The organism is Streptomyces sp. NPDC051173 (genome assembly GCF_040689515.1).
Lineage (GTDB): Bacteria > Actinomycetota > Actinomycetes > Streptomycetales > Streptomycetaceae > Streptomyces.
In genome coordinates, this window is record NZ_JBFBBD010000002.1 from 180,238 (window position 1) to 205,632 (window position 25,395).

Below are 25,395 nucleotides of genomic sequence, written 5' to 3' on the forward strand. Positions count from 1 at the left end.
TCAGACGAGATCCAGGGCGCCGAGCCCGCTCACCCCTCCGAGCAGGATGAACACCGGCGTCAGGACCTTCAGCTCCACCCAGCTGCCCGCCCGGAAGCGCAGCGACTTCGGCGGGCCCACCGGATACCAGCGCTTGCGGCCGATCGGTATGGGCCACAGGATCGGGCAGCCGGAGACGGTGAGCGCGTCACCGATGTCGTGCACGAGCGCCCCGAGGACGATGGGCAAGCCGAGCCACATGTACTCCTGGCCCGGGTCGCCGAACAGCCAGTCGGAGCCGTTGCCCGGCTGGTTCAGGACGCCGGCGAGTATCCAGGCGCTGGTGGCGCCGAGCAGCCACACCAGGACATCACTGGACGTCCTGGCCATCCGCCACAGGAGCCCCTCGACGGCGAGCACGAGGTGGACGAAGAGGATGCCGAGCACCGCCCAGCGGCCGCCGGTCATCGCGAGCACCGAGGCGCCGCCCCCTATCAGGACCGCCCACAGCCAGGTGTGGGTGAGGGTGCGGTGGCCGCCGTTGCGCCGCGGGTCGCCATGGCCTCGGGTGGCCTTGTAGACGGCGTGCGAGAGTTTGTCGATGATCTCGCACAGGGAGCGGGATATCGGGCCGAAGGCGCGCGATATGGTCGCCGACTTGTGGTCGAGGTCGGGGGCGAGTGCCGCGCCGGCGCAGATCAAGGCGCCGACGATCAGCACCGGCCACGGCATCGGGTGGCCAGCGGCGGCGACTGCGGCCCCCACCCCCAGCCAGGCGGCAGCCCCCGAGAGCGAGTGCGCCGGTCCCATCATGGTCGTTTCACCCCTTTTATTGGCCGACGTCGTGCATTCCTGACGCCAGGTCGCCGACTCAGCGTAGCGTCCGATGATCTTCATCTGATCGCCCGGTTCTCTGATACGGCCCCGGGCCAGGCAGTATGGAGGGGTGACCCTTATCGATCAGATGCCGAGCCATGCCGACCCCGATGCCCTCTTCGAAGTTTTTTCGACCTGGGCCGAGGAGCGGGGTATCACGCTCTACCCCGCGCAGGAGGAGGCACTGATCGAGGTCGTCTCCGGAGCGAACGTGATCCTCTCGACGCCGACCGGCTCGGGGAAGAGCCTCGTCGCGGCGGGAGCGCACTTCACCGCGCTCGCCAACGACCAGGTGACGTTCTACACCGCGCCCATCAAGGCGCTGGTCTCGGAGAAGTTCTTCGACCTGTGCAAGATCTTCGGCACGGAGAACGTCGGCATGCTCACAGGTGACGCGTCGGTCAACGCGGACGCGCCCATCATCTGCTGCACGGCCGAGGTCCTCGCCTCCATCGCGCTGCGGGACGGCAAGGACGCCGACATCGGTCAGGTCGTCATGGACGAGTTCCACTTCTACGCGGAACCCGACCGGGGCTGGGCCTGGCAGATCCCGCTGCTCGAACTCCCGCAGGCGCAGTTCATCCTGATGTCGGCGACGCTGGGTGACGTCTCCAGGTTCGAGGAGGATCTCGCCCGCCGCACGGGGCGGCCCACCACCGTGGTCCGGTCGGCGACCCGTCCCGTCCCCCTCTCCTACGAATACCGCACGACCCCGATGACCGAGACCCTGACCGAGCTGCTGCAGACGCATCAGGCGCCGGTCTACATCGTCCACTTCACCCAGGCCGCCGCCGTGGAGCGGGCGCAGGCGCTGATGAGCATCAACATGTGCTCGCGCGAGGAGAAGGACGAGATCGCCAAGCTGATCGGCAATTTCCGCTTCACCACCAAGTTCGGCCGGAACCTCTCGCGCTATGTGCGCCACGGCATCGGCGTCCACCACGCCGGCATGCTGCCCAAGTACCGCCGCCTCGTGGAGCGACTGGCACAGGCGGGCCTGCTGAAGGTCATCTGCGGTACGGACACACTGGGCGTCGGGGTCAACGTGCCGATCCGTACGGTGCTGTTCACCGCCCTCACCAAGTACGACGGCCAGCGGGTGCGGACGCTGCGCGCCCGGGAGTTCCACCAGATCGCCGGCCGGGCCGGCCGGGCCGGGTTCGACACGGCGGGCTTCGTCGTCGCCCAGGCGCCCGAGCACGTCGTGGAGAACGAGAAGGCGCTGGCGAAGGCGGGCGACGACCCCAAGAAGCGCCGCAAGGTGGTCCGCAAGAAGGCTCCCGAGGGCTTCGTCAACTGGGGCGAGAACACCTTCGAGAAGCTCATCGCCTCCGAGCCCGAGCAGCTCACCTCACGCTTCCGGGTCACTCACGCGATGCTGCTGGCGGTCATCGCGCGCCCGGGCAACGCCTTCGAGGCGATGCGCCGTCTGCTGGAGGACAACCACGAGCCGCGCAGGAACCAGCTGCGGCACATCCGCCGCGCCATCGCCATCTACCGCTCGCTGCTCGACGGCGGCGTGGTGGAGCAGCTCGACAAGCCCGACGCCGAGGGCCGGATCGTACGACTGACGGTCGACCTCCAGTCCGACTTCGCGCTCAACCAGCCGCTGTCGACCTTCGCGCTCGCCTCCTTCGAGCTCCTCGACCCGGAGTCCCCGTCCTACGCGCTGGACATGGTCTCGGTGGTCGAGTCGACGCTGGACGACCCGCGGCAGATCCTGGCCGCCCAGCAGAACAAGGCGCGGGGCGAGGCCGTGGCGGCGATGAAGGCGGACGGCGTCGAGTACGAGGACCGCATGGAGCGCCTCATGGACGTCACCTATCCCAAGCCGCTGGAGGAGGTGCTCACCCACGCCTACGACCTCTACCGCAAGAGCCACCCCTGGGTCGGTGACCACCCGCTGTCCCCGAAGTCGGTCATCCGCGACATGTACGAGCGGGCCATGACCTTCACGGAGTTCACCTCCTTCTACGACCTCGCGCGGACCGAGGGCATCGTGCTGCGCTACCTCGCCGGGGCGTTCAAGGCGCTGGACCACACCGTTCCCGACGACCTGAAGTCCGACGACTTCGAGGACCTGATCGCCTGGCTCGGTGAAATGGTCCGGCAGGTCGACTCCAGCCTGCTGGACGAGTGGGAGCAGCTGGCCAACCCCGAGGACGAGACGGCGGAGGAGGCGCAGGAGCGCGCCGACCAGGTCAAGCCCGTCACCTCGAACGCCCGCGCCTTCCGGGTGCTGGTGCGCAACGCGCTGTTCCGCCGTGTCGAGCTCGCCGCGCTCGACAAGGTCGGCGAGCTCGGCGAGATGGACGCCGAGGCCGGGTGGGACGAGGACCGCTGGGGCGAGGCCATGGACGCGTACTGGGACGAGTACGAGGAGCTGGGCACCGGTCCCGACGCCCGCGGGCCGAAGCTGCTGCGCATCGAGGAGAAGCCGGAGGACGGCCTGTGGCGGGTCCGGCAGACCTTCGCCGACCCGAACGGCGACCACGACTGGGGCATCTCCGCCGAGGTGGATCTCGCGGCTTCCGACGAGGAAGGCCGCGCGGTGGTGCGCGTCATGGACGTGGGGCAGCTGTAGCCTCCGAGGCGCCGCCCGTGCGCGGCGCCGCACCAGCAGAGGAGTGCCGATGGCCAGTCCGACCGACCGTCTGGTGGGTCTGCTCGATCTGGAGCAGATCGATCTGAACATCTTCCGGGGCCGCAGCCCGGACGAGTCCCTCCAGCGGGTTTTCGGCGGGCAGGTCGCCGGCCAGGCACTGGTCGCGGCCGGACGGACCACCGACGGTGACCGCCCGGTCCACTCGCTGCACGCGTACTTCCTGCGCCCGGGGCGGCCGGGCGTGCCGATCGTGTACCAGGTGGAGCGGGTGCGCGACGGGCGGTCCTTCACCACGCGGCGGGTGGTGGCCGTCCAGCAGGGGCGAACGATCTTCAATCTCACCGCTTCCTTCCATCAGCCCGAGCCGGGCTTCGAGCACCAGGTGGCGATGCCCGAGGTGCCGGGACCGGAGGAACTGCCGGGGCTCGCGGATGAGATCCGCGAGCACCTCGGCGGGGAGCTGCCGAACGCTCTGCGGCACATGGAGCGCCGGCTCGCCTTCGACATCCGTTACGTGGACCGGCTGCGCTGGACGGCGCAGGAACTGGCCGACGCGGAACCGCGCAGCGCGGTGTGGATGCGTGCCCTGGGGCCGCTGGGTGACGATCCGCTGGTGCACACCTGCGCCCTCACGTACGCCAGCGACATGACGCTCCTCGACGCGGTGCGCATCCCGGTGGAACCGCTGTGGGGTCCGCGCGGTTTCGATCTGGCGTCCTTGGATCACGCGATGTGGTTCCACCGGCCCATCCGCGCTGACGAGTGGTTCCTCTACCAGCAGGAGTCGCCCATCGCCACGGGCGCCAGGGGCCTGGCGCGCGGCCAGATCTTCGACCGAGAGGGCAGGCTTCTGGTGTCCGTGATGCAGGAGGGGCTGTTCCGCAAGGTGCCGTGAGAGCGGCTTCAGTCGCGGGCGAGCGCTTTCCCGCGTCGCAGCCATTTCCACAGCGCGCGGAACCCCGACGGTGTCCGCTGTCGCGCACCCGGTGATCCACGGGTGCCGGCGGCCGTGGGTGCCCCAGCCGCGGCGGCAATCGGCTCTGCTGTCACCGTTGTGGGGACAACCTGTGCCCCGGCGACCTGTGGCCCTTCCGGCGCCTGCCGGATCACACGGGCTTCGGCCAGCGCGATGGTGAGCCTGCGCCGATACCGCTCGATCTCATCCGGCTCGGATGCCAGGGTCACCCTGTCGATGACCTCGCGCCCGGCCGCGACGTTCGAGCGCCCGTACGCGAGCTCCGGACGCATCGCGCTCACGTAGGCGCGTTCATAGGGGTCGGGCACGGCATCGGCCAACTGCTCGGGGCCGAGCACCGATGCCATGACCGCGGCCCGCTCCCACGGTTCCTCGGCCAGGGCCAGCAGCTGGTCGACCCGTCGGGCGCGCCAGGTCCGGGCCCGCCTGTCCTCCCTCTCCGCCAGGGCGGTGCGCAGCGCGGGAGGAGTGCGGCCGGTGAGCAGGTCGGGGCTGGCGTCGGCGAACTCCACCAGATCGGCGGCGAGATAGTGCCAGACCACCGCCCGGTACCTGTTGACGTAGAAGCGCACGGGCGCGAAGCAGCCCGCTCTCGCGAGGCGGCCGAACCGGGCCGGACTGATGCCCATCAGCTCGGCTCCCTCGGCGGTGCCGACCACCCACACCCGGGTGCGGAGCGTGTCGGGGAACCCCGACCCGGCCAGATGCCTCTCGATCTCGTCGCGTGGGACTCTCCGACGCCCGCCGGGCCCCGCCGCGACGGTCCGTACATGCCCCAGTTGCACGGCCAGTTCGAACTCGCGTGGCTTGAGCTCCAGCTCACGGGCCGCTCTCCCGAACGGAACCCCGGCCCCCGCTGTGCCCGGCTCATGGCATTGCCGCACCGTCATGACTTCCTCCCCGCTACGGACCGATCACTGACAGTCACGACTGTAGCGGTGGGGTGCGACAGCGCGTCCACCCTGTGGATAACTCCGGTCAGAGCTCGCGGTCGGCATCCCCACGGGGAGCGCCCTGCTGTCGCGCCTCCACGCTCAAGTGCTCGCCGACCCGGTTGACCAAGAGGGTCATTTCATAAGCGACATGGCCGATATCGGCCCCGGGGCCGCCGAGGACACAAAGGCAGCTGCCGTCGCCCGCCGCTGTCACGAAGAGGACACCTTCATCGAATTCGACCATCGTCTGCCGCACTCCGCCTGCCCGGAATTGCCGCCCCGTGCCCTTGGCGAGGCTGTGCAGCCCCGAGGCGACCGCGGCGAGGTGCTCGGCGTCCTCTCTTTCGAGGCTCACGCTGGCACCCGTCACCAGTCCGTCGTTGGAGAGCACCAACGCGTGGCGTATGTGCTCGACGCGCTCGGTCAGGTCGTCCAGCATCCAGTCGAGTCCTTTGCCGAGTGCCATGTCCCGCCTCCCCGTTCCGCCGTTCCCCGTAACTGCCGTGCCAGCCTTGCTCACCTGCGCGCTGTCGGCAACCCGCCCGGCCTGTCGGCACGCGTCTGTGCGCCAGTTGGCACAAGATGGGGACATGGCACAGAAAATGAACAAGGACGAGTGGCGCGCCTTTCTTTCCATGGGTACCCGCACCGGAAAGCTTTCGACGGTACGCGCGGACGGAAGTCCGCACATCGCGCCCATCTGGTTTGTGCTCGATGGTGACGACCTGGTCTTCAACACCGGCGCGGATACGGTCAAGGGCCGCAACCTCGCCCGCGACGGCCGGATCGCGCTCTGCGTGGACGACGACCGGCCCCCGTTCTCGTTCGTCACCGTGCAAGGGCGTGCCGAGTTGAGCGACGACCTCGACGAAGTGCGCACGTGGGCGACCAGAATCGCCGGGCGCTATATGGGCGACGAACGCGCCGAGGAGTTCGGGGCGCGAAATGGCGTCCCCGGCGAGCTGGTGGTCCGCGTCCGGATCGACAAGGTCGTGGCCCTGGCCTCGGTGGCGGACTGATCCGCGCGACGTCCTGGGCGCGGCCGGTCGGCGGCGGCTGCCCGCCCCGGGGAATGCGGGCAGCCCGTGGTCACGAGGCCGAGGCGGGCTGCTTCGCGATCGCGGCGGCGAATGCGGCGGGGTTGTCGAACATGATGTTGTGCCCGGCGCCGGCCACGGTCAGCACGGCCACACCGGAGGCGACCAGTCCGGCACGGTCCCTGAGCTCTCCGCTCAGCTCACCCATCAGATAGGTGCGCGGAATGGTCAGGTCCATCAACTGGCGGCGCATCGTCGGGTCGGTGCCGCGGACCAGCCCGACCGCGGAACGGTGCAGGGCCGTCGGGTCGGCCCATCGCATCGTCGCCCGCCAGGTGGGGCCGACCCGTTCCAGCGTCTCCGTGAAGCCGCCGCCCCGTACGAACTCCTTCTCCGCGTAGGCCGCGATGCCGCTGCTCCCGGCCGTCGGTGACGGGTTCGGGTCGAGGTTCGCTTCGGCCAGGACGAGGCGGGACACGAGGTCCGGCCTCCGGGTCGCGAGGACGATGGCGACCGACCCGCCCATGCTGTGGGCGACGAGCTCGGCGCCCGCGGCCCCGTCCGCGTCCAGGACCGAGGCGAGCGCCTCGGCGTGTTCTTCGAGGGTGTAGCCGAACGCGGTGGGCCGGTCGCTGATGCCGTGCCCCGGCAGGTCGACGAAGAGAGAACGGCGCCCCGTGAGCGTCGCGTCGGCGGCGATGTGGGCGTTGTACACGGACGACGCCGACCCCAGGCCGTGGACGTAGACGCGCGCGGGGCCGCTTCCGGCCGCCTCCGTCCAGCGTATGTGGTCGCCCTCTGTTCCGAATTCCGCTTGCCGCACGCCTTCTCCATTCCGAACACGCCGATATTCCCAGCGAGTCTAGTGAGCCCACCACCGGGACCGATGCGCAGTGGGAGGCCGTCGGCTCACTCCGCGGCGTCCGGGTCCGGGCGTCCGTGAGAGACCGGGCAGGTAGGGACGTTCGCACCGGACCGGCGTGCGGGGAACGTGCCGAGCGCCGCGATGTCGTAGCCGTTCGGATAGCCCTTGATCTCGGGGTTCTGGCGGACGTAGTGAGGGGTGCGGCGCGGAGGCAGCAGCCGTACGGCCTTGGCCCGGGCGCGCAGGGCGCCGTGCGCCAGCGCACGGGCGGCGGGGTGCGGCCGCTCGTAGCGGAACGCGCGCAGTAGCGGGTCGTCCAGGAGGGCCCTGCCCGCGCCGCGCACCAGCGGGGCGAGGGCACGCGGATACCAGGACGCCATCAGATCGAGGGTGGCGTCCGCGACCCTCCGCCCGCCTTCGTCCCAGCCGAAGTGAGCGTCTTCGTATGCGTCGAGGAAGCGCTGGAAACCGGCGTACGACCGGGGGATGTCCTGGATGCCCATGTGCTCGCCGAGAGTGCGGTAGTAGGTGGCCAGCGCGTGCCGCTCGTGTTCGGACAGGCGACGCCAGCCGTACGTGTCGATCCACCTCCCGGGAACGACGACGAAGGTGCTGAGGACGTACCGCATGTCGTCGTTGCTGATGTCGTAACCGCGGTGCATCTGGTTGATACGGCGGATCGCCGACCGGCCGCTCTCGTGGTCGAAGCCGTGCTCGACGACCGCGTCCAGCAGCAGTGCCGTGTCGTCGTAGCGCTTCTGCGTGCGGTCGGGGAACTCTCCGGTCGCGGCGAGGAGGCCGCCGATGCTGGGCACGGCGTACGTCCTGTAGAGCGCGAGCTCGAGTGCGCGGGTCACGTCCCAGGGGAATTCGAGGGTCGCGGTGATCCGGTAGATCCGCAGGAAGTCCTTCTCCGGATCCAGCCGCTGGATCTCCTTGAGCCAGTCGAAACGCTTCACTCGGCGGTCGCCCCTTCGTTCGTCGGAGGTTCAACTCTATGGGCGCCGGGCACACTTGAACGACCGCAGGGCAATCGGCTCACGGGGGCAGGTGATCGACGTGTTCGACAGGCTCCGCAAGCGCATCGAAGTGGCCGGGCAGCCCCCTGTGCCGCCACCGTCCGCGGGGCGCCGGAGCAATCTCTTCGAAGCGGCGGCCGCCTATGTGGCGGCCTGCGCCGAGGACGATCACGAGACCAGCGCGGAGGCAGCGCGATGGGTCTCACCGGAGGCACTCTGCTTCGGCGTGAACGAGCTCGCCTGCCGTGCGGTCATCGCACTGGCTCGCGAGCACGGCCAGACCCCGCAGCACGTGGCCCGGACACTGCTGGGCCTTCCCGCCGCCTGACCCACCGGAGCATGGCGCCCAGCTCCGGAAACGGCTTGGACACGTTCCAGCGGAAGGTGCGCTCCCGGGTGAGTGTCCCCCTCCACGCCCAACCCCTCCAGCAACACGATTCTCCCGCACGGACTCGCTGAACTCGCGCTCACCGCTGCGGCATACGGCCTTCACCGCGCCCGACACCATCCGTTCCCCCTTACGGCAATCCCGCCGTCGCGCCCCGTTCAAGCGCGACGTCGATGATCCGACCGTCACCGCCGGCACTGACAGTCACGGGGCGCGCTCCCGCTCGGCCACTGTTCCCACCCCCGTCACCAGAAAGACGTGTACATGTCATTGCCTCCGCTCTACGCTGCCACCGAACCCGCAGGCCCCACCCCCTGATTCCACGCCCCCACGTCGCCTGCGCTGTCGCCCACCCCGTACGGAGGACCCGTGCCCGCCGCAGCCAGCAAGTCCCGCGCCCCGCGCCTTCCCCGCCACCGTCTCGCCGCCCTGACCACCGCCTTCGGGCTCGCCGCCGCGTCACTCGGACTGTGGGCCGCGGACTCCTCCGCCGCGGAGGCCGTGCCCACTCCGGACCACGTCGTGGTCGTCGTCTTCGAGAACCACGCCTACGACCAGGTCATCGGCAGCTCGAGCGCCCCGTACATCAACTCCCTGGCCTCCGGGGGCGCCAACCTGACCGCGTCGTACGCCGAGACCCACCCCAGCCAGCCGAACTACTACGCGCTGTTCTCCGGGGACACCCAGGGCGTCACCGACGACAGCTGCGTCACCCCCGGCTTCAGCGACGCGCCGAACCTCGCCTCCGAGCTCCTGACCACGGGCAAGACCTGGGCCAGCTACAACGAGTCCTTGCCGGCCGAGGGTTCGACCACGTGCAAGAGTGGCAAGTACGCCCAGAAGCACAATCCCTGGTTCGGCTTCGACAACGTCCCCACCAGCACGGCGCACACCATGGCGGCCTTCCCCAGCGACTTCGGCAAGCTGCCGAAGGTCTCCTTCGTCGTCCCGAACCTGTGCAGTGACATGCACGACTGTTCCGTGGGCACCGGTGACACCTGGCTGAAGGACAACCTCAAGAGCTACGCCGACTGGGCCACGGCCCACAACAGCCTGCTGCTGATCACCTTCGACGAGGACAACCGGCTGAGCGGCAACCGCATCCCGACGGTCCTCTACGGACAGCCCGTGCGGGCCGGTTCGACCTCCGACGCCACCTACAACCACTACGACGTCCTGCGCACCGTCGAGGACATGTACGGCACCTCGCACGCCGGTAACGCCGCGAACGGCAAGGACATCACCGGCATCTGGAACAACTGACCGTGTATCTCGCGGACAGCCGCACCACCCCGGAACCCTCCGACACCGCCGGCCGGCACCCCCTCCCCGGCCGGCGGGCCGCCCTCGTGCCCGGAGCCGTGCTCGCCCTGGGCAGCGTCAGCCTGATCACCGACGTCTCCTCGGAGATGGTCACCGCCGTCCTGCCGCTCTACCTCGTCGCGGGACTCGGCCTGTCCCCGCTCGGCTTCGGCCTCCTGGACGGCGTCTACAACGGCGTCAGCGCGCTCGTACGGCTCATCGGCGGCAGGATCTCCGACCGGGGCGGCGGGAGTCACAAGGCCGTCGCCGCGGTCGGCTACGGCCTTTCCGCCTTCTGCAAGCCCCTCCTGCTGGTGGCGCACAGCGTGCCGTTGATCGGTGCGGTGCTCGCGGCGGACCGTACGGGCAAGGGCCTGCGCACCGCACCACGCGACGCCATGATCTCCCTGTCCTGCGAACCGGGCACCCGGGGGCGGGCGTTCGGCGTGCACCGCGCGATGGACACCGCCGGAGCCCTGCTCGGCCCGCTCGTCGCCTTCGTGATCCTGCGAGCGGCGGCCGACGGCTACGACGCCGTCTTCACCGTCAGCGGCTGCATCGCGGCGCTGGGCGTCCTCGTGCTCCTGCTGTTCGTCCCGGGGCACCGCGCTGCCGCCGCGTCGACTGAACCGGCCGTCGACCGCGCACCCCTACGGACCGTTCTGCGGCGGCCGTCGGTACGCCGACTCACCGGCTGTGCCGCGTTGCTGGGGCTGACGACCGTCAGCGACTCGTTCCTCTACCTCACCCTCCAACGACGCCTGGATCTCTCCGAGACGTGGTTCCCGCTGCTGCCGCTGGGAACAGCGGCGGCGTTCCTCCTGCTGGCCGTGCCCTTCGGGACGATCGCCGACCGGGTGGGCCGCCGCCGGCTGTTCCTCTGCGGCCACCTGGCGCTGCTGACCGCGTACGGCCTGCTGGTCGCCCCGCTCGGCGACTCGACGACGCTCGCCTTCGTCGTGCTCGCGCTGCACGGGAGCTTCTACGCGGCGACCGACGGAGTGCTGGCCGCCGTGACCGCCGACGCCGTGCCCGCGGCGATCCGCGGCACGGGGCTCGCGGTGGTCCAGACAGGTCAGGCAGCCGCCCGTTTCGTGTGCTCGATCGCCTTCGGGGTGGCCTGGACCACCTGGGGCGACCGCGTGGCGCTGGGCGCGGCGGCGGCCGGTCTCAGCGTTTCCGTCGCCGTCAGTGCCCTGCTGCTGCGCCCCTCGCCCGACATCTCACCGGAGCCTGCCCGTTGAACCGCAAGAGCCGCATCCTGGCCCTGCTCGCCGCCGTGCTGATCCTGGGCGGTGTCGCCGTGGGCGCCACCTTGCACGCCGCCGGACGGTCGGCCGAGAAGGACCGCGCGCAACCGGGCGGCCCGCGCGTACGCGCGGGGAAGGTCGCCCTGGACGCTCCGGGGCTCAGCCTCTTCCGCAACATGGCCTGGGGCCCGCACCGCGACGAGATCTCCACCGTTCCCGCGGACGACCCGGCCGCGCCGCGCACCTCCTCCGGAGTACGCTGCCTGCGTTTCCACGCGGCCGCGGGCACCGGCATCTGCCTCCAAGCGGTGCACGGCAGGCTCCGCGACAGCTACCGTGCCGTGGTGCTCGACGCGCAGCTGCGCGAGCTGCGCCACTACGACCTGGCCGGCATTCCCACCCGGGCCCGGGTGTCCCCGAGTGGCCGGAGCGTGGCCTGGACGGTCTTCGTCAGTGGTGACTCCTACGCGGGCACGGCCTTCTCCACCCGCACCTCGGTGCTCGACACCCGCACCTGGAGCCTGGACCGCGACCTCGAGGAGTACCGGTTCTTCCTTGACGGCCGCCTCCACCGGGCATCCGATCTCAACGTCTGGGGCGTCACCTTCGCCGACGACACCCGGTTCTACGCGACCGTCGCCACGGGCGGGCGAACCTATCTCGTACGTGGCGACCGCTCCGACCGGACACTGCGCACCCTGCACACCAACGTCGAGTGCCCCTCCCTCTCGCCCGACGGAACGCGTATTGCCTATAAGAAGCGCGTCGAGGGCGCTTCCTCCGACGCGCCCTGGCGGTTGTACGTCCTGGATCTGCGTACCTTGCGCGAGAGTGCCACGGCCGAACACCGGAACGTCGACGACCAGGCGATCTGGCGGGACGGGCACACCCTCGTCTACTCCCTGCCCGGGGATTACGGCTCCGACCTGTGGACCGTCCCGGCGGACGGCTCCGGCAGCCCCCGGCTCTCCATGACCGCCGCCCTCGCCCCGGCCTTCACCGGCTAACGCCCCAGCTGCTTGCGGGACACCCTGCGGAGCCTCTTGCGCTGTGCGGGATCCAGCAGCAGATAGGCGGCGGCCGGCACCGCCAGCATCACCAGCAGGCCCACCCAGGGATGCAGCCACAGCAGGATCACCCCCACCACCACGCCGGCGACGGCGACCTTGGCCCTGTTGCTCATGTCCGTGCCTCCTTCGCGACGGCTGCCGCTTGTCCTGGAGAACGCCCAGGGGTTCTGTTCGGTTCCTCACCCGGTCCGGAGCGGGGCACCCACCTCATGCATGTGGCCCAGCGCCTGCCGGTAGGAGTCGACCAGTCCGGTCTCGGTGTAGGGCAGCCCGACCGCGCGGCAGTGCGCGCGGACGAGGGGCCGGGCGAGTCGCAGGTGGGGCCGGGGCATGCTGGGGAAGAGGTGGTGCTCGATCTGATAGTTCAGTCCGCCCATGAACCAGTCGGTCAGCGCGCCGCCCCGCACGTTCCGCGAAGTGACGACCTGGCGGCGCAGATGCCCCCAGCGCTCCCCGTCCGGGTCCGGCATGTCCATCCCCTTGTGGTTGGGCGCGAAGACCATGCCGAGGTGGAGGCCGAACAGCGCGTGGTGGAGCAGCGCGAAGACCAGCGCCTTGCCGGGCGACAGTGCGCACAGCAGGAGCGTCGTGTAGCCCACCACATGGAACGTGAGGAGTGCCGCCTCGATCCACCGCTCGCGCGCTTCCTGCCTTTTGAGGTCACGCACACTCGAAACCTTCAGGGCGATGCCTTCGAGCAGCAGCATGGGGAAGAAGAGCCGGGCCTGGTGACGGGTGAGCCAGCGGGTGAATCCCTGCCGCTGGGCGGCCTGTCGCTGCGTCCACACGAGCGCGCCGACGCCGACGTCCGGATCCTTGTCGATGTGGTTGGGGTTGGCGTGGTGGCGGATGTGCTTGTCGTTCCACCAGGCATAGCTCATGCCCAGCAGGAGGTTCGCGTGCAGGAGGCCGAGTACGCGGTTGGCGCGTCGGGTGGCGGCTATCTGCGCGTGCCCGCTGTCGTGGCCGACGAAGGCGATCCGGGCGCAGAAGACGGCGGCGGGCACGGCCAGGAGCACAGCCCACCAGGCGTCCCCTGCGAGCGCGGTTCCAGCGGCCGTGGCGGCGAGTGCGAGCAGGTCCGCGACGATGGTGAACGCGTACCTGCCCCTGCGCCGGTCGAGGAGTCCTTCCTCCCGGACCAGACGCAGGAGCGGCGCGAAATCGCTGCCCGCGGTGCGTTCCGCGAGCGAGGTGGTGGCCTGGCGCATGAGGTCTCCGGGGAGTTCGGACCAGCGAGCTGACCTCACAGAACGTACGGATCCGGGGCATCTCGCAGCCATGGCGGCACCACCCGGATCCGCCGGGGGCATTCCCCCCTGACCGTGGGGGGCTGGGCCCACCCCGAGAGGTCACAAGGTGGTACGTGTCGCGCGTCACACGCGGAGGAGGCGCTTCCGGTGGGGCTTCCCTGTATCCTCGGCCGCTCCGAGCTCCACTAGTCAAATTTGAGGAATGCTCAGCCCAGTGACACCACCCTCTGCCGCAACGCCCTCCGAGATCTCCCGGCTCGCACAGTGCTCGGCGGTCTTTCTCCCCGGTGACCCGGCACGCACCGGCCGCGTGGCCTTCTGGCGGCCGGACGAGGACCCGCCCGGCGCACCGGGCAGCGTCGAGGAACTGACCGTCGCCGTGGACGACGGCACCGGCGTCTCCACCACGACGGTCCGGGCCGTGGTGCTGCCCGTGCGTGAAGCCGTGCCGGTTCTCACCCGCGCCCGCGCGGCACGCGCCGACGAGACGGCCACCTTCTGGGGTGCGGCGGCAGTGCTCGCCCTCCAACTGGCCGCCCGCGGCCGCCTGCTCCCCGGACTGACCGCGACCGATCACGACGCCTGGCGCGTCGGACCGCTGGCCCCCGAGGACATGACCCGGATCCGGGAGCTGGCGGCCGCCATGCCGCCCGCCGCGCACTGCGTGCCGCTCCCGCACGACGGCGGCGACCCCCTACTGCTACCCGAGCCCGAACGGCTCGTACGCGCCTTCCTGGACGCTGTGGCCGACGGCCTGCCGCGCACTCCCGCCGCCGCGGTCGCGGCGGGCGGCCCCGCCTTCGCCGCCACCGAACCCCGGCGGATACCCGAACAGCGCGCGTGGGCGGACAGCGTGGCCGCCGGGCACGACGCCGGCGTACGGCTGTCCCTCCGCGTCGAGGTGCTGGGGCTCACCGACACGGAGGTGGACGCCTCTCCGCGTTTCCGGGCCGTGCTCCAACTGCACAGCCTCGCCGACCCGGCACTCGTCGCGGACGCGGCCGACGTATGGTCCGGCGCCTCACCCCTCACGGCCTCGCTCGGCAAGGGAGCTCGCATGAACGCGCTGCTCGCCCTGCGCCGCGCCGCCCACGCCTGGTCCGCTCTCGCTCCCCTGCTCTCGGCCCCGGCACCCGACGCCATCGACCTCGCCGACGAGGAGGTCGGCGAACTGCTCGGAGCCGCCTCCGAGGCGTTGGACGCCGCCGGCGTCCAGGTGCACTGGCCGAAGGAAGTGGCCCGCAAACTCACCTCGTACGCGGTTGTCGGCCCACAGGAGGACACCGACCACAGCCGGAGCGACGACCGTTCGGCGATGCCGTCCCTGCTGTCGGCCGACGCGCTGCTCACCTTCAGCTGGCGATTCGCCATGGGCGACGAGGAGTTGACACAGGCCGAACTGGACCGCCTCGCGGAGGCCAGCCGCCCGGCCGTGCGCCTGCGCGACCAGTGGGTGCTCCTCGACCCGGAGTCCGTACGCCGCGCCCAGGGCCGCCAGGACCGCAAGCTCACCCCCGTGGAAGCGCTCGGCGCGGCCCTGACAGGGCGTACGCAGACGGAAGGCCCCGGAGGCGCCGAGGAATTGGTGGACGTCCGGGCGAGCGGCTGGCTGGCGGCGCTGCGCGACCTTATCGCCGACCCGGAGAGTGCCCAGGAGCCCCTCGCGCAGCCCGCCGCACTCGCCGCCACCCTGCGTGACTACCAGCTGCGGGGACTCGACTGGCTGCACCGTATGACCTCGCTGGGGCTGGGCGGCTGCCTAGCCGACGACATGGGTCTCGGCAAGACCATCACGGTCATCGCCCTGCATCTGCACCGCGGGACGCTGCGGGACGCGACCGGCCCGACCCTGGTCGTCTGCCCGACCTCCCTGATGGGCAACTGGCAGCGCGAGATCGAGAAGTTCGCCCCCGGTACGCCCGTGCGCCGCTTCCACGGCCCCACACGGAGTCTGGACGGTCTGGCGGACGGCGAGTTCGTCCTCACCACGTACGGAACGATGCGGCTGGACGCTCGGCGGCTGGGAGGGATCGACTGGGGCCTGGTCGTCGCCGACGAGGCCCAGCACGTCAAGAACCCGCACTCCGACACCGCGAAGCAGCTGCGCACCATCGGCGGCAAGGCCCGGGTCGCGCTGTCCGGCACTCCGGTGGAGAACAACCTTTCCGAGCTGTGGGCGATCCTCGACTGGACGACGCCCGGCATCCTGGGTTCGCTCGGCGGCTTCCGCCGGCGCTACGCGCAGGCCGTCGAAGGCGGTGTGGATCCGGGCGCGGCCGAGCGCCTCGCCGCGCTCGTCCGCCCGTTCCTGCTGCGCCGGCGCAAGTCGGACCCGGGTATCGCCCCCGAGCTGCCGCCGAAGACCGAGACCGACCGCACGGTCGCGCTCACCAAGGAACAGACGGCTCTCTACGAGGCCGTGGTCCGGGAGATGCTCGCCGAGGTGGAGGCCGCGGACGGCTTCCAGCGACGTGGCCTGATCGTCAAGCTGCTCACCGGGCTGAAGCAGATCTGCAACCACCCGGCGCAGTTCCTGAAGGAAGACGGCCTCCAGGAGGCTGCCCCGCGCGTCCAGGGCCGTTCGGGCAAGGTCGAGCTGCTCGACGAACTGCTGGACACGATTCTGGCCGAAGGGGCGAGCGTTCTGGTCTTCACGCAGTACGTCCAGATGGCCAGGCTGCTGGAGCGGCACCTGACGTCCCGGGGGGTGCCCGTGCAACTGCTCCACGGCGGTACGCCGGTGCCGCGGCGCGAGGAGATGGTCCAGCGCTTCCAGGACGGTGAAGTTCCGGTCTTCCTGCTGTCGTTGAAGGCGGCCGGGACGGGGCTGAACCTCACCCGGGCGGGCCATGTGGTGCACTTCGACCGCTGGTGGAACCCCGCCGTGGAAGCGCAGGCGACCGACCGCGCCTACCGCATCGGCCAGACCCAGCCCGTGCAGGTGCACCGGCTGATCGCCGAAGGGACGATCGAGGACCGGATCGCGGAGATGCTCGCGCGCAAGCAGGCCCTCGCGGACTCCGTCCTGGGCTCCGCGGAGGCCGCCCTGACCGAACTCACCGTCGCCGAACTCACCGAACTCGTCGCACTGAGGGGGACCGGCCGATGACCGGACACGACATCACCGGCGGCACCGAACTCACCTTCGCCGCCCTGCCTCCCGAACCGGGGCAGAGCTTCGCACGGAGCTGGTGGGGCCGGGCCTGGCTCAAGGCCCTGGAGGACGCCGCTCTGGACGGCCGCCAGGTGAAGTCCGGACGCAAGCACGCCCGTGCGGGGGCCGTGGGCGCGGTGTCGGTGCGGCCGGGCCGGATCACGGCGCTGGTCCGCGACCGCGACGGCACACCGTACCGCTCCGATGTGATGGTCCAGGAGCTCTCGGCGGCCGACTGGGACCGGCTGCTCGACCTGGTGGCCGACCGTGCCGGCCATATCGCCGCACTGCTCGACCACGACATACCCCCGCACCTCGCGGAGGACGCGCTGGCCGCCGGCGTGGAGCTGCTGCCCGGCATCGGCGATCTGGAGCCCGCGTGCGGCTGCGGCGCGTGGGACCACTGTCCGCACACGGCGGCGCTGTGCCATCAGGTGGCGCGGATCCTCGACCAGGATCCGTTCGTCCTCTTGCTGATCCGTGGGCGTGGGGAACGCGAGCTGCTGGACGAGCTGCAGGCCCGCAACTCCGCGCGTGCCACGGCGCACGCGCCGGAGCCGAGCGCCGCCCCCTCGGGCGTCCCGGCCCGCGAGGTGTTCGGGGCGGGCTTCCTCGTACCGCCGCTGCCCGACGCACCGCCCTCAGTGGAGGCCGTGGGCCGCCCGCCCGTGCTGTCGGGCGACACCGCGCCGGCCCCGGGGCTGGATGCCGAGGCGCTGGAGTTCCTGGTCGCGGACGCGGCCGCGCGGGCCCGGAGACTGCTGGCCGAGGCCCTCGCCCCCGGCCACGAACGGTCGCCCGTGGGAGATGAACTGAGCCTGTGGCAGGACACGGTGCGCCTCGCCGCCTCCGGGCCGCCGGCCGACGTAGCGGCACGACTGGCGTCAGGCTGCGGCCGCGACCGCGCCGGGCTCGCCCAGGCCGTACAAGCATGGGGCCACGGAGGGCCCGCCGCGCTGTCGGTCCTGGAGGACGCATGGACACCGGAAGCCGAGGACCTCGCACGCGCCGGCGCGCAACTGACTGCCGCACGGGAAGGCGGAACGGTGCCGGTACTGCGCGCCTCGCGCAACCGCTGGACGGCGGTCGGCTCGGACACACAGCTGCGTTACGGACGCGACGGCCGCTGGTGGCCGTACCGCAAGGAGAGCGGCCGCTGGCAGCCCGCCGGACCCTGCGAGGACGATCCCGCGGCCGCTCTCGCGGCGCTCCTGACGGACGGTTCCCAGGAGGCCTGACAGAAGGCCACACCCCCTGAGAGGCCAGCCACCTTGGCGGTAAATCAAAGGTAGGAGTGCGTGAAATTCACAGTTTCCCAGGAAGTAGGGAAAATTTTGCCTTTCAGTGCAGGAATATGGTGATCTACAGGTACGTCACCTTCTGATCAGAGAAAGGCCCTTCGGGATGGTTTTCGCCCTGCTGTGCCGTCGTAAGCGTTCCCTCCACCAGGAGGTCGCTCCGATTCCGCACGGCGCGGGGGCTCTCGACTGCCTGGTACTCGATCCGGTCCAGCTTCCGCTGCACAGAGCGGAAGTATCCGTGCGGGATCTCAACGGCCAGGAAGTGGTCCACGGGCAGACCGATCCGCACGGCCGGTTCGCGACGACCGTGGCGCCCGGCGAGTACAGCCTCGCCGTGACGGCCGAAGGGTTCCAGCCCGTACGGCGCACCTTCATGTCCACGGAGGGCACCCGGACCTCCCTCGAACCGGTGGGCATGGAACCGGCGCCCACTCCGGCCATGCCGGCTCCCGGCGCGTGGCGCATCGACCCGGACCACACGGCCGTGCGCTTCATCTCCCGGCACATCGGGCTCGCCGAGGTGCACGGCCGGTTCAACCGCTTCGAGGGCACGCTGTGGATCGGCGAGAGCATGGAGCACTCCCGCATCGATGTGGTGATCGAGACGGCGAGCATCGACACGGGGGTCAAGCAGCGCGACGAGCACCTGTGCTCCGCCGAGTTCCTGAACGTCGCCAAGTTCCCGTACATGCAGTTCACCAGTGAGCGATTCGTGCACCGCGGCGGGTCCCGGTGGACGGTCCAGGGTGTGCTCAATCTGCACGGCGTGAGCCGCAACGTCGCGCTCGACACCCGCTACCTGGGCATCGGCACCGGCATCATGGGCGAGACCCGCACCGCCTGCTCGGCCTCGACCGAGTTGCACCGCGAGGACTTCACCCTGGACTGGCGCTCGATGCTCCAGCGCGGCATCGTCATGATCGGTGCGACCATCAGGATCGAGCTGGACATCCAGGCCGTACCGGCCCAGTGACGGCACCGGCCCGAGCGGCGGCCCGGTCCGCGCGGCCGTCGACGGGCAACGGCAGCAATTCCGTGGGGAATCCGCTGGGCAGGCTCGTCGGAAGGCCGCTGGGCCATCCGGACGGCAGACTCGTCGGCAGTCGGCTGGGGAGATGCGTCGGCAGCTCCGAGGGAAGCCCGCTGGGGAGGGTGAGCGAGGGCGACGGGTCGGCCGAGGGCCCGTTGCCGGGCTCGTCCCCCTTCTTGCCCTTGTCCCCGATGATCAGCACCGCACCCAGCGCGACCGCCGCGATCGCCACCAGCACGGTCACGGCGATCACCGTCCGCCGTCCGCCGCCGCCCGAAGGCGGCTCCGGGTCCCACGGCGGCCGACCCGGGCCGAACCCGCCCGGAGGCGGGGCGGAGGGCGGCGGAGGCGGGCTCGCGGGCGGGCCGTACGGCGGTCCCGGTGGAGTGGCCATAGGCTCCAGCGTTCCCGGTCGTGGACCGTCGACACCGCGGCAGTGACCGTACCGCCACACGTTCCGCCCAGGACCGCGACATTCCAGGGTGGGAAAACCCCCTGTCCGCTCCGCGTGGCAGCCTCGACGAAAACGCCAATAATCATACGATTTGCCGGTGCTTGTCGAACCTTACGCGGGTCGCTCAGCGCCGCGCGCGCAGGAATGCCTCAAGACCCGCGAGGTCGTCCGTGTTGAGGTAGTCCACACCCGCGGCGAGCAGTTCGCGCCACAGGGCGTCACGCGCCGCGCCGGGCCGGTCGGGCGTGGCCCAGAAACGCACCTGCCGGTGTTCGGCGTGCGCGGTGGAGACGAGCCGCAGCAGCTCGGCGCGTTCCCGTTCGGGCATCGGACCCACCCCCTGCCAGGCGAAGTTGAGGTTCCAGTCGTCACTGACGAGCGGGGCGAAGGACGCGGGGACGCCGCTGCCGAGATCCGCGAGGCGGCCGTCGTAGAAGGCCCGCCGCACCCGCTCCTCCTCCATGGGGCCGCGGGCACCCCGGTCCCCCGAGACGACGGCGGTGACCGCGCCGCGCCGGACCCGGCCGTTGTCACAGACGCTCAGCATCGAGCGGTAGCGCCGAAGATGCCGGGAGAGCTCCCGGTAGGCCGGACCGCCCGCGGTCTTGATGTCGATGAGCAGTTGCAGGGAGAAGTCGTACCCCGGGTAGACCCGGCCGTGTCCGGATCTGACCCGGCGCAGCAGCGGGTCGAGGTAGAGCGACTCCAGGGTGCGCGTGGGGTCGAGCTCGGAGGCGTCGTGCGCGACCAGGAGTTCGTCGCCGACGAGCCAGATGTCGGCCTCGACGCTGCCGAAGCCGTGGGAGAGCGCGTCGGTGAGCGGGTGGAGGTGCTCATAGTCGTTGTGCGCGTGGGCACGGCGCAGCGGAGGCTTGCCCCGCGCGGCGCCCGCGCCGGACGCCGCGTCCGCCCGCTGGGCGACGGCGGGTCCCGCGACGGAGCCGGCGAGGGCGGCTCCCAGGGTGATGACGGCTGCGCGGCGCGTACGAGGGGTCATGGCGACTCTCCCGGATCGGGGGCGTCCGCAGCGGTGGCGGCGGCCCGCACGAGCTGTCTCCTGCGAGTATCCGGGGCCGCAGTGCCAAAGGGCAGGGCTGTGACAAGAGTTGCCGGTGTCGACGTCGGCACGTTGCCTGTCGTTCTTTCGGGGCATGGTGAACTCTCTTGCATCGTGCCAGAGTTGACGGGACCTCTGGGGAGACTGTGAGCGGATGCAGAAGCCGCGTACGCGCGGGGCTGACGGTTCTGGTGGCGTGGGCAGCGCTGGTAGGAGGAGGTACGGCCTGGGCGGACGCGGCGGGCGCAAGCACACAGCAGGCACTACGGCTGGGCGCGTCGACTTCTGTGGCGCCCGGGGTCGAATACCGGGACTTCTCCCTTTCGGCCTCGCACGGGCCCGCGTACGGGCATCTGCTGACCGTCGACCTCCGCGAAGCGGGCGTCTCCCTCGACCTGCTCTATCCGGGAGCTGTCGCCGCGCGGTCCACGGTGTCCCACATGGCCGACCGGAGCGGCGCGGTCGGCGGGGTCAACGGCGACTTCTTCAACATCACCGAGTCCCAGCACCCAGGGGTCGAGGCGACGGGTGCCCCGGTGGGGCCGTCCATCGCGAGGGGCCGCCGACTCGGCGCGGCGGTGCCCAACGGACAGCGTTTCGGGCCGTCGATGCCGCCGGGTGCGACGACCCGGGACGTCATCGGCGTCGGGACGGACGGCAAGGCCAGGCTGGACCGCCTGACCCTGGCGGGCACGGTGACGGCCAAGGGCAGGAAACTGACGCTGCGCGGCCTGAACCAGTACGCCTTGCCGGTGGGCGGGATCGGAGCGTACACCCCGGACTGGGGTACGGCCTCGCGGCGGCGGGCGACGTGCGGGACGGACACCGACCGCTCCGCCCCGTGCAGTGCCAACACCTATGAACTGACGGTGCGGCGCAACCGCGTGACGGAGGTGGCCAAGACCCCGGGGCACGGCGCGATCCCCTCAGGGTCGACGGTCCTGGTGGGGCGCGACGGGGGCGCGAAGGAGCTCCGCAAGCTGCGGGTCGGCGACTCGGTGAAGGTCGAGGAGCGACTGGAGTCCAAGGGAAGGGGAGCGCTCCGCTTCGCCATCGGCGGCTTCCCGGTACTGCGCGGCGGCAGACCCCTGACGGGGCTGAACCGCTCGACGGCGGCGGTGCGGACCTCGGCGGGCATGGGCGAGAGCGGCCGGCGGTTCTTCCTCATGGCCCTGGACGGCGGCACCGAATACCGCTCGGGCATGACCGTCGCCGAACTGGCCGCCCTCATGCGGGACCTCGGCGCGGACGACGCGGTGAACCTGGACGGCGGCGGGTCGAGCACCCTGGTGACGCGTGACCCGGACGACGGGCGCACCACGGTCCGCAACCACCCGTCGGGCGGAGGTGAGCGGCCCGTCGCCAACGGAATCGGAATTTTTATCCGAACCTAACATCGTCGATCAATCCACCCATGTGAGTGACTGTGTCACCCGATTCCCGCTGCTAGCTTCGAGGGTGCACGAGCGAAAAATCAGCGGAAAAGAAATCGTCGGGTCCGCAATGGGCATTTCGCAATGGATAGGTGGGCATTCGCATCATGACGACATCAGTGGAGACCGGTACCGCGGACAATAGCGGTACCGCCCCCCTGAGCCTGGGCACCGCGGCCGCGCGCAATCTTGCGACCACGACAAAAACCGTGCCGCAGATGCAGGGCATCACCTCGCGGTGGCTGCTGCGCCTGCTGCCGTGGGTTCACGTCCCCGGCGGTTCCTACCGGGTCAACCGCCGCCTGACGCACACGCTGGGCGACGGCCGGGTGGAGTTCGTCTCCACCGGCTCGGAGGTCCGGGTCATCCCCGCCGAGCTGGGCGAGCTGCCGCTGCTGCGGGGGTTCACGGACGCGGCGACCCTGGAGGCCCTGGCGGGCCGCTTCACTCAGCGCGAGTTCCAGCCCGGTGACGTGCTCGTGGAGGCCGGACAGCCGGCCGACCAGGTCGTCCTGATCGCCCACGGCAAGATCGACAAGGAGCGCGAGGGCGAGTACGGCGACACAGCTGTGCTCGACGTGCTGGCCGACGGCGGGTATTTCGGCGACGGGGCGATCGCCGCGGAAGACGAGCAGACCTGGGACTTCACCGCCAAGGCCGTCACCGCCTGCACGGTGCTCACCCTCCCCCGCCAGGCCTTCCAGGAGCTGCTCGCCGCCTCGGAGGAGCTCCGCGCCCATGTCGCGGCCTTCCACGCCACCTCCGGCCGCCCGCAGAACGAGCACGGCGAATCGGCCATCGACGTCGCATCGGGCCACACCGGCGAGCCGTCGCTGCCGGGTGTCTTCGCCGACTATGAGCTCACCCCACGCGAGTACGAACTGAGCGTCGCCCAGACGGTCCTGCGGGTCCACACCCGCGTCGCGGACCTCTACAACGAGCCGATGAACCAGGTCGAACAGCAGCTGCGCCTGACCATCGAAGCCCTGCGCGAACGCCAGGAACACGAAATGGTCAACAACCGCGCCTTCGGCCTGCTCCACAACGCCGACCTCAAGCAGCGGATCCACACCCGCACCGGCCCGCCGACCCCCGACGACCTCGACGAGCTCCTGGCCACCGTGTGGAAGGACCCCGCGTTCCTCCTCGCGCACCCGCGCGCGATCGCGGCGATCGCCCGCGAGTTCAACAGCAGGGGCGTCTATCCCGACAGCGTGGACGTGAGCGGGCACGCGGTGCCCGCCTGGCGCGGCGTCCCGATCTTCCCGTGCAACAAGATCCCCGTCACCGAAGCGGGCACCAGCTCCATCCTGGTGATGCGCACCGGGGAGGAATCCCAGGGCGTGATCGGTCTTCACCGGACGGGAATTCCCGACGAGTACCGCCCGAGCCTTTCGGTGCGATTCATGGGAATCAGCGAGCAGGCCATCATCTCGTATCTCGTGAGCGCCTACTATTCAGCCGCCGTTCTCGTTCCCGACGCCCTGGGAATTCTCGAGAACGTGGAAATCGGGCACTGAAATCCGGACCGGGGCCGGATTTCCGAAGCCCCCGGCTCCACGCACGCGTATCGCGTCGGACAGCGCAAGCACCAGTTGATCGCAACAGATGGGTGATAACCAGCCATGACCACGTCAGTGGAGTCCGTCTCTGATGAGCAGTCGGGCCAGTCGCAGCTGAGCCTCGGCACTCCCGCGGCACGGCAGCTCGCCACCACGACGAAGTCCGTACCGCAGATGCAGGGGATCTCCTCCCGCTGGCTCCTGCGCGTGCTGCCCTGGGTCCAGGTGTCCGCGGGCACCTACCGGGTGAACAGGCGGTTGAGCTATACGGTCGGCGACGGCAGGGTCGAGTTCATCTCGACCGGCGCGGAAGTGCGGGTGATCCCACCGGAGCTGGGCGAACTGCCCCTGCTGCGCGGCTTCGAGGACAGCGCCGTGCTGGAGTCGCTGGCGGACGGGTTCGTCCAGCGTCAGTACGCGGCGGGCGACACCCTGGTCCAGGCGGGCGCCCCCGCCGACCAGATCTTCCTGATCGCCCACGGCAAGCTCGACAAGACGGGCCCCGGTAAATACGGGGACGACACGGTACTCGGAGTACTGGCCGACGGCGACTACTTCGGCGAGCGCGTGCCCCTGGAGCCGGACGCCACCTGGCCGTTCACCGTCACGGCCGTCACGCGCTGCACGGTCCTGGCACTCCCCCTCCAGACCTTCCAGGAGCTGGCCGACCGCTCCGAGGCCCTGCGCGCCCACGTGGCGGGCTTCGCCTCCCGCCCCCGGCCGGCGCAGAACCACCGCGGTGAGGCCGACATCTCCGTGGCCTCGGGCCACATCGGGGAGCCGGCCATCCCGGGCACCTTCGTCGACTACGAACTTTCCCCACGTGAGTACGAACTGAGCGTCGCCCAGACGGTCCTGCGGATCCACACCCGCGTCGCGGACCTCTACAACGACCCGATGAACCAGGTCGAACAGCAACTGCGCCTGACCATCGAAGCCCTGCGCGAACGCCAGGAACACGAAATGGTCAACAACCCCGAGTTCGGCCTGCTCCACAACGCCGACCTCGGCCAGCGCATTCACACCCGCAGCGGCCCGCCGACCCCCGACGACCTCGACGAGCTCCTGGCCCGGCGCCGTAAGACGCAGTATCTGCTGGCACATCCGCGCACCATCGCGGCCTTCGGCCGGGAGTGCAGCAGCCGTGGCCTCTACCCGAAGAACATGGAGGTCCTGGGGTCAGCCGTCCGCTCCTGGCGCGGGGTGCCGCTGCTGCCGTGCAACAAGATCCCGGTCAGCGAGTCGGGGACCAGCTCGATCCTCGCGATGCGCACCGGTGAGGAGAACGAGGGTGTGGTGGGCCTCCACCAGACCGGCATCCCGGACGAATATCAGCCCAGCCTCAATGTGCGGTTCATGGGCATCAGCGAGCAGGCCGTCTCGTCCTACCTGGTGAGTGCCTACTTCTCGGCGGCCATCCTCGTGCCGGACGCGCTGGGCGTGCTGGAGGACGTGGAGATCGGGCGCTAGCAGCACCCGCCGCCCTGGCCGGCCACAGCCGTCGGCCGGGGCGTCAGGGCCGTACGCCGCTGACGAACGTCGTGGTGGCCGAGAGCCCGTGGGCCAGCGTCGGGGCGATGCTCGTGCTGGAGAGGAGGAACCCGAGCAGAACGCAGACCAGCGCGTGGGAGACCCGCAGCGCGCCACTGCGGAGAAATACCACCGCCATGATCAGAAGCAGTACGACCATGGAGATCGAAACGGCCACGGTGAGCCTCCTCGGCGGAGTGGTTTGTCCGCCAGTCTGGCCCATCATGCGGCCGGGACCTGCGAAGGGCGTGTACTCCAATCGGGTAGGAGTGCACCCGTCCGGGAGCGCGGCGACGACCGCGCGGACAAGATCGGCGCA

At 70.5% G+C, this 25,395-nt stretch carries 23 protein-coding genes; 13 read left to right on the forward strand and 10 right to left on the reverse strand.

Annotated elements, in window-relative coordinates; all coding sequences use genetic code 11:
• On the reverse strand, positions 1–792 hold the full coding sequence (locus AB0435_RS02275; RefSeq protein ID WP_366002279.1) for a metal-dependent hydrolase: 792 nt from the start codon (positions 790–792) through the stop codon (positions 1–3).
• A 133-nt stretch (positions 793–925) separates the two neighbouring features.
• On the opposite strand from AB0435_RS02275, the gene AB0435_RS02280 reads away from it, so the two are divergent.
• Entirely contained in the window at positions 926–3,439 is a 2,514-nt protein-coding gene (locus AB0435_RS02280; protein WP_366002278.1) for a DUF3516 domain-containing protein, read from the forward strand.
• Between the two features lie 49 nt (positions 3,440–3,488).
• On the forward strand, positions 3,489–4,355 hold the full coding sequence (locus AB0435_RS02285; protein ID WP_366425977.1) for an acyl-CoA thioesterase II: 867 nt from the start codon (positions 3,489–3,491) through the stop codon (positions 4,353–4,355).
• Between the two features lie 8 nt (positions 4,356–4,363).
• On the opposite strand, the gene AB0435_RS02290 is transcribed toward AB0435_RS02285, so the two are convergent.
• Both AB0435_RS02290 and AB0435_RS02295 read right to left on the reverse strand, forming a co-directional pair.
• Positions 4,364–5,326, reverse strand: a complete 963-nt coding sequence (locus tag AB0435_RS02290; protein WP_366002276.1) for a DUF6397 family protein — start codon at positions 5,324–5,326, stop codon at positions 4,364–4,366.
• Between the two features lie 88 nt (positions 5,327–5,414).
• Positions 5,415–5,837: a roadblock/LC7 domain-containing protein gene (locus AB0435_RS02295; protein WP_366002275.1), complete on the reverse strand. Its 423-nt coding sequence runs from the start codon at positions 5,835–5,837 to the stop codon at positions 5,415–5,417.
• Positions 5,838–5,961: 124 nt separating this feature from the next.
• Between AB0435_RS02295 and AB0435_RS02300 the strand changes: the two genes are divergently transcribed.
• Positions 5,962–6,390: a PPOX class F420-dependent oxidoreductase gene (locus AB0435_RS02300; RefSeq protein ID WP_366002274.1), complete on the forward strand. Its 429-nt coding sequence runs from the start codon at positions 5,962–5,964 to the stop codon at positions 6,388–6,390.
• 70 nt (positions 6,391–6,460) lie between these two features.
• Here AB0435_RS02300 and AB0435_RS02305 read toward each other — a convergent pair whose 3' ends face one another.
• Positions 6,461–7,231, reverse strand: coding sequence for an alpha/beta hydrolase (locus tag AB0435_RS02305; protein ID WP_366425978.1), 771 nt, complete (start codon positions 7,229–7,231; stop codon positions 6,461–6,463).
• An 86-nt stretch (positions 7,232–7,317) separates the two neighbouring features.
• Positions 7,318–8,232 carry an oxygenase MpaB family protein gene (locus AB0435_RS02310; protein WP_366002272.1) on the reverse strand — a complete coding sequence of 305 codons (915 nt, stop codon included), beginning with the start codon at positions 8,230–8,232 and terminating at the stop codon, positions 7,318–7,320.
• A 124-nt stretch (positions 8,233–8,356) separates the two neighbouring features.
• Between AB0435_RS02310 and AB0435_RS02315 the strand changes: the two genes are divergently transcribed.
• From AB0435_RS02315 to AB0435_RS02330, 4 genes are all read left to right on the forward strand, one after another.
• Positions 8,357–8,620: a hypothetical protein gene (locus AB0435_RS02315; protein WP_366426038.1), complete on the forward strand. Its 264-nt coding sequence runs from the start codon at positions 8,357–8,359 to the stop codon at positions 8,618–8,620.
• Positions 8,621–9,109: 489 nt separating this feature from the next.
• A complete protein-coding gene (locus AB0435_RS02320) occupies positions 9,110–9,943 on the forward strand; it encodes an alkaline phosphatase family protein (RefSeq protein WP_366426039.1) in 834 nt (277 codons plus the stop codon).
• A gap of 2 nt (positions 9,944–9,945) precedes the next feature.
• Positions 9,946–11,226 carry an MFS transporter gene (locus AB0435_RS02325; protein ID WP_366425979.1) on the forward strand — a complete coding sequence of 427 codons (1,281 nt, stop codon included), beginning with the start codon at positions 9,946–9,948 and terminating at the stop codon, positions 11,224–11,226.
• Complete coding sequence (locus tag AB0435_RS02330) at positions 11,223–12,239, forward strand: TolB-like translocation protein (RefSeq protein WP_366002269.1); 1,017 nt, start codon at positions 11,223–11,225, stop codon at positions 12,237–12,239. The genes AB0435_RS02325 and AB0435_RS02330 overlap by 4 nt, the downstream gene beginning before the upstream one ends.
• Here AB0435_RS02330 and AB0435_RS02335 read toward each other — a convergent pair.
• Together AB0435_RS02335 and AB0435_RS02340 are read right to left on the reverse strand one after the other, a co-directional pair.
• Complete coding sequence (locus AB0435_RS02335; protein WP_366425980.1) at positions 12,236–12,415, reverse strand: hypothetical protein; 180 nt, start codon at positions 12,413–12,415, stop codon at positions 12,236–12,238. The genes AB0435_RS02330 and AB0435_RS02335 overlap by 4 nt on opposite strands.
• A 66-nt stretch (positions 12,416–12,481) precedes the next feature.
• Positions 12,482–13,513, reverse strand: a complete 1,032-nt coding sequence (locus tag AB0435_RS02340) for an acyl-CoA desaturase (protein ID WP_366002267.1) — start codon at positions 13,511–13,513, stop codon at positions 12,482–12,484.
• A 244-nt stretch (positions 13,514–13,757) separates the two neighbouring features.
• Between AB0435_RS02340 and AB0435_RS02345 the strand changes: the two genes are divergently transcribed.
• From AB0435_RS02345 to AB0435_RS02355, 3 genes are all read left to right on the forward strand, one after another.
• Positions 13,758–16,664 (forward strand): DEAD/DEAH box helicase, encoded by a 2,907-nt coding sequence (locus AB0435_RS02345; protein WP_366425981.1) that lies wholly within the window; start codon positions 13,758–13,760, stop codon positions 16,662–16,664.
• Positions 16,661–17,947 (forward strand): SWF or SNF family helicase, encoded by a 1,287-nt coding sequence (locus AB0435_RS02350; protein ID WP_366425982.1) that lies wholly within the window; start codon positions 16,661–16,663, stop codon positions 17,945–17,947. Before AB0435_RS02345 ends, AB0435_RS02350 begins: the two co-directional genes overlap by 4 nt.
• 166 nt (positions 17,948–18,113) lie before the next feature.
• Positions 18,114–18,983, forward strand: a complete 870-nt coding sequence (locus AB0435_RS02355; RefSeq protein WP_366425983.1) for a YceI family protein — start codon at positions 18,114–18,116, stop codon at positions 18,981–18,983.
• Here the strand turns inward: AB0435_RS02355 and AB0435_RS02360 are convergent.
• Both AB0435_RS02360 and AB0435_RS02365 read right to left on the reverse strand, forming a co-directional pair.
• Positions 18,943–19,284 carry a hypothetical protein gene (locus tag AB0435_RS02360; RefSeq protein WP_366425984.1) on the reverse strand — a complete coding sequence of 114 codons (342 nt, stop codon included), beginning with the start codon at positions 19,282–19,284 and terminating at the stop codon, positions 18,943–18,945. The two genes, AB0435_RS02355 and AB0435_RS02360, sit on opposite strands and share 41 nt — an antisense overlap.
• A gap of 334 nt (positions 19,285–19,618) precedes the next feature.
• Positions 19,619–20,491, reverse strand: a complete 873-nt coding sequence (locus AB0435_RS02365) for a phosphatidylinositol-specific phospholipase C/glycerophosphodiester phosphodiesterase family protein (RefSeq protein ID WP_366002262.1) — start codon at positions 20,489–20,491, stop codon at positions 19,619–19,621.
• Between the two features lie 206 nt (positions 20,492–20,697).
• On the opposite strand from AB0435_RS02365, the gene AB0435_RS02370 reads away from it, so the two are divergent.
• From AB0435_RS02370 to AB0435_RS02380, 3 genes are all read left to right on the forward strand, one after another.
• Entirely contained in the window at positions 20,698–21,945 is a 1,248-nt protein-coding gene (locus tag AB0435_RS02370; protein WP_366425985.1) for a phosphodiester glycosidase family protein, read from the forward strand.
• 146 nt (positions 21,946–22,091) lie between these two features.
• Positions 22,092–23,504 carry a family 2B encapsulin nanocompartment shell protein gene (locus AB0435_RS02375; protein WP_366002260.1) on the forward strand — a complete coding sequence of 471 codons (1,413 nt, stop codon included), beginning with the start codon at positions 22,092–22,094 and terminating at the stop codon, positions 23,502–23,504.
• 105 nt (positions 23,505–23,609) lie between these two features.
• A complete protein-coding gene (locus tag AB0435_RS02380; protein WP_366002259.1) occupies positions 23,610–25,016 on the forward strand; it encodes a family 2B encapsulin nanocompartment shell protein in 1,407 nt (468 codons plus the stop codon).
• 43 nt (positions 25,017–25,059) lie between these two features.
• On the opposite strand, the gene AB0435_RS02385 is transcribed toward AB0435_RS02380, so the two are convergent.
• A complete protein-coding gene (locus AB0435_RS02385; protein WP_361520260.1) occupies positions 25,060–25,254 on the reverse strand; it encodes a hypothetical protein in 195 nt (64 codons plus the stop codon).
• Between the last annotated feature and the right edge of the window lie 141 nt (positions 25,255–25,395).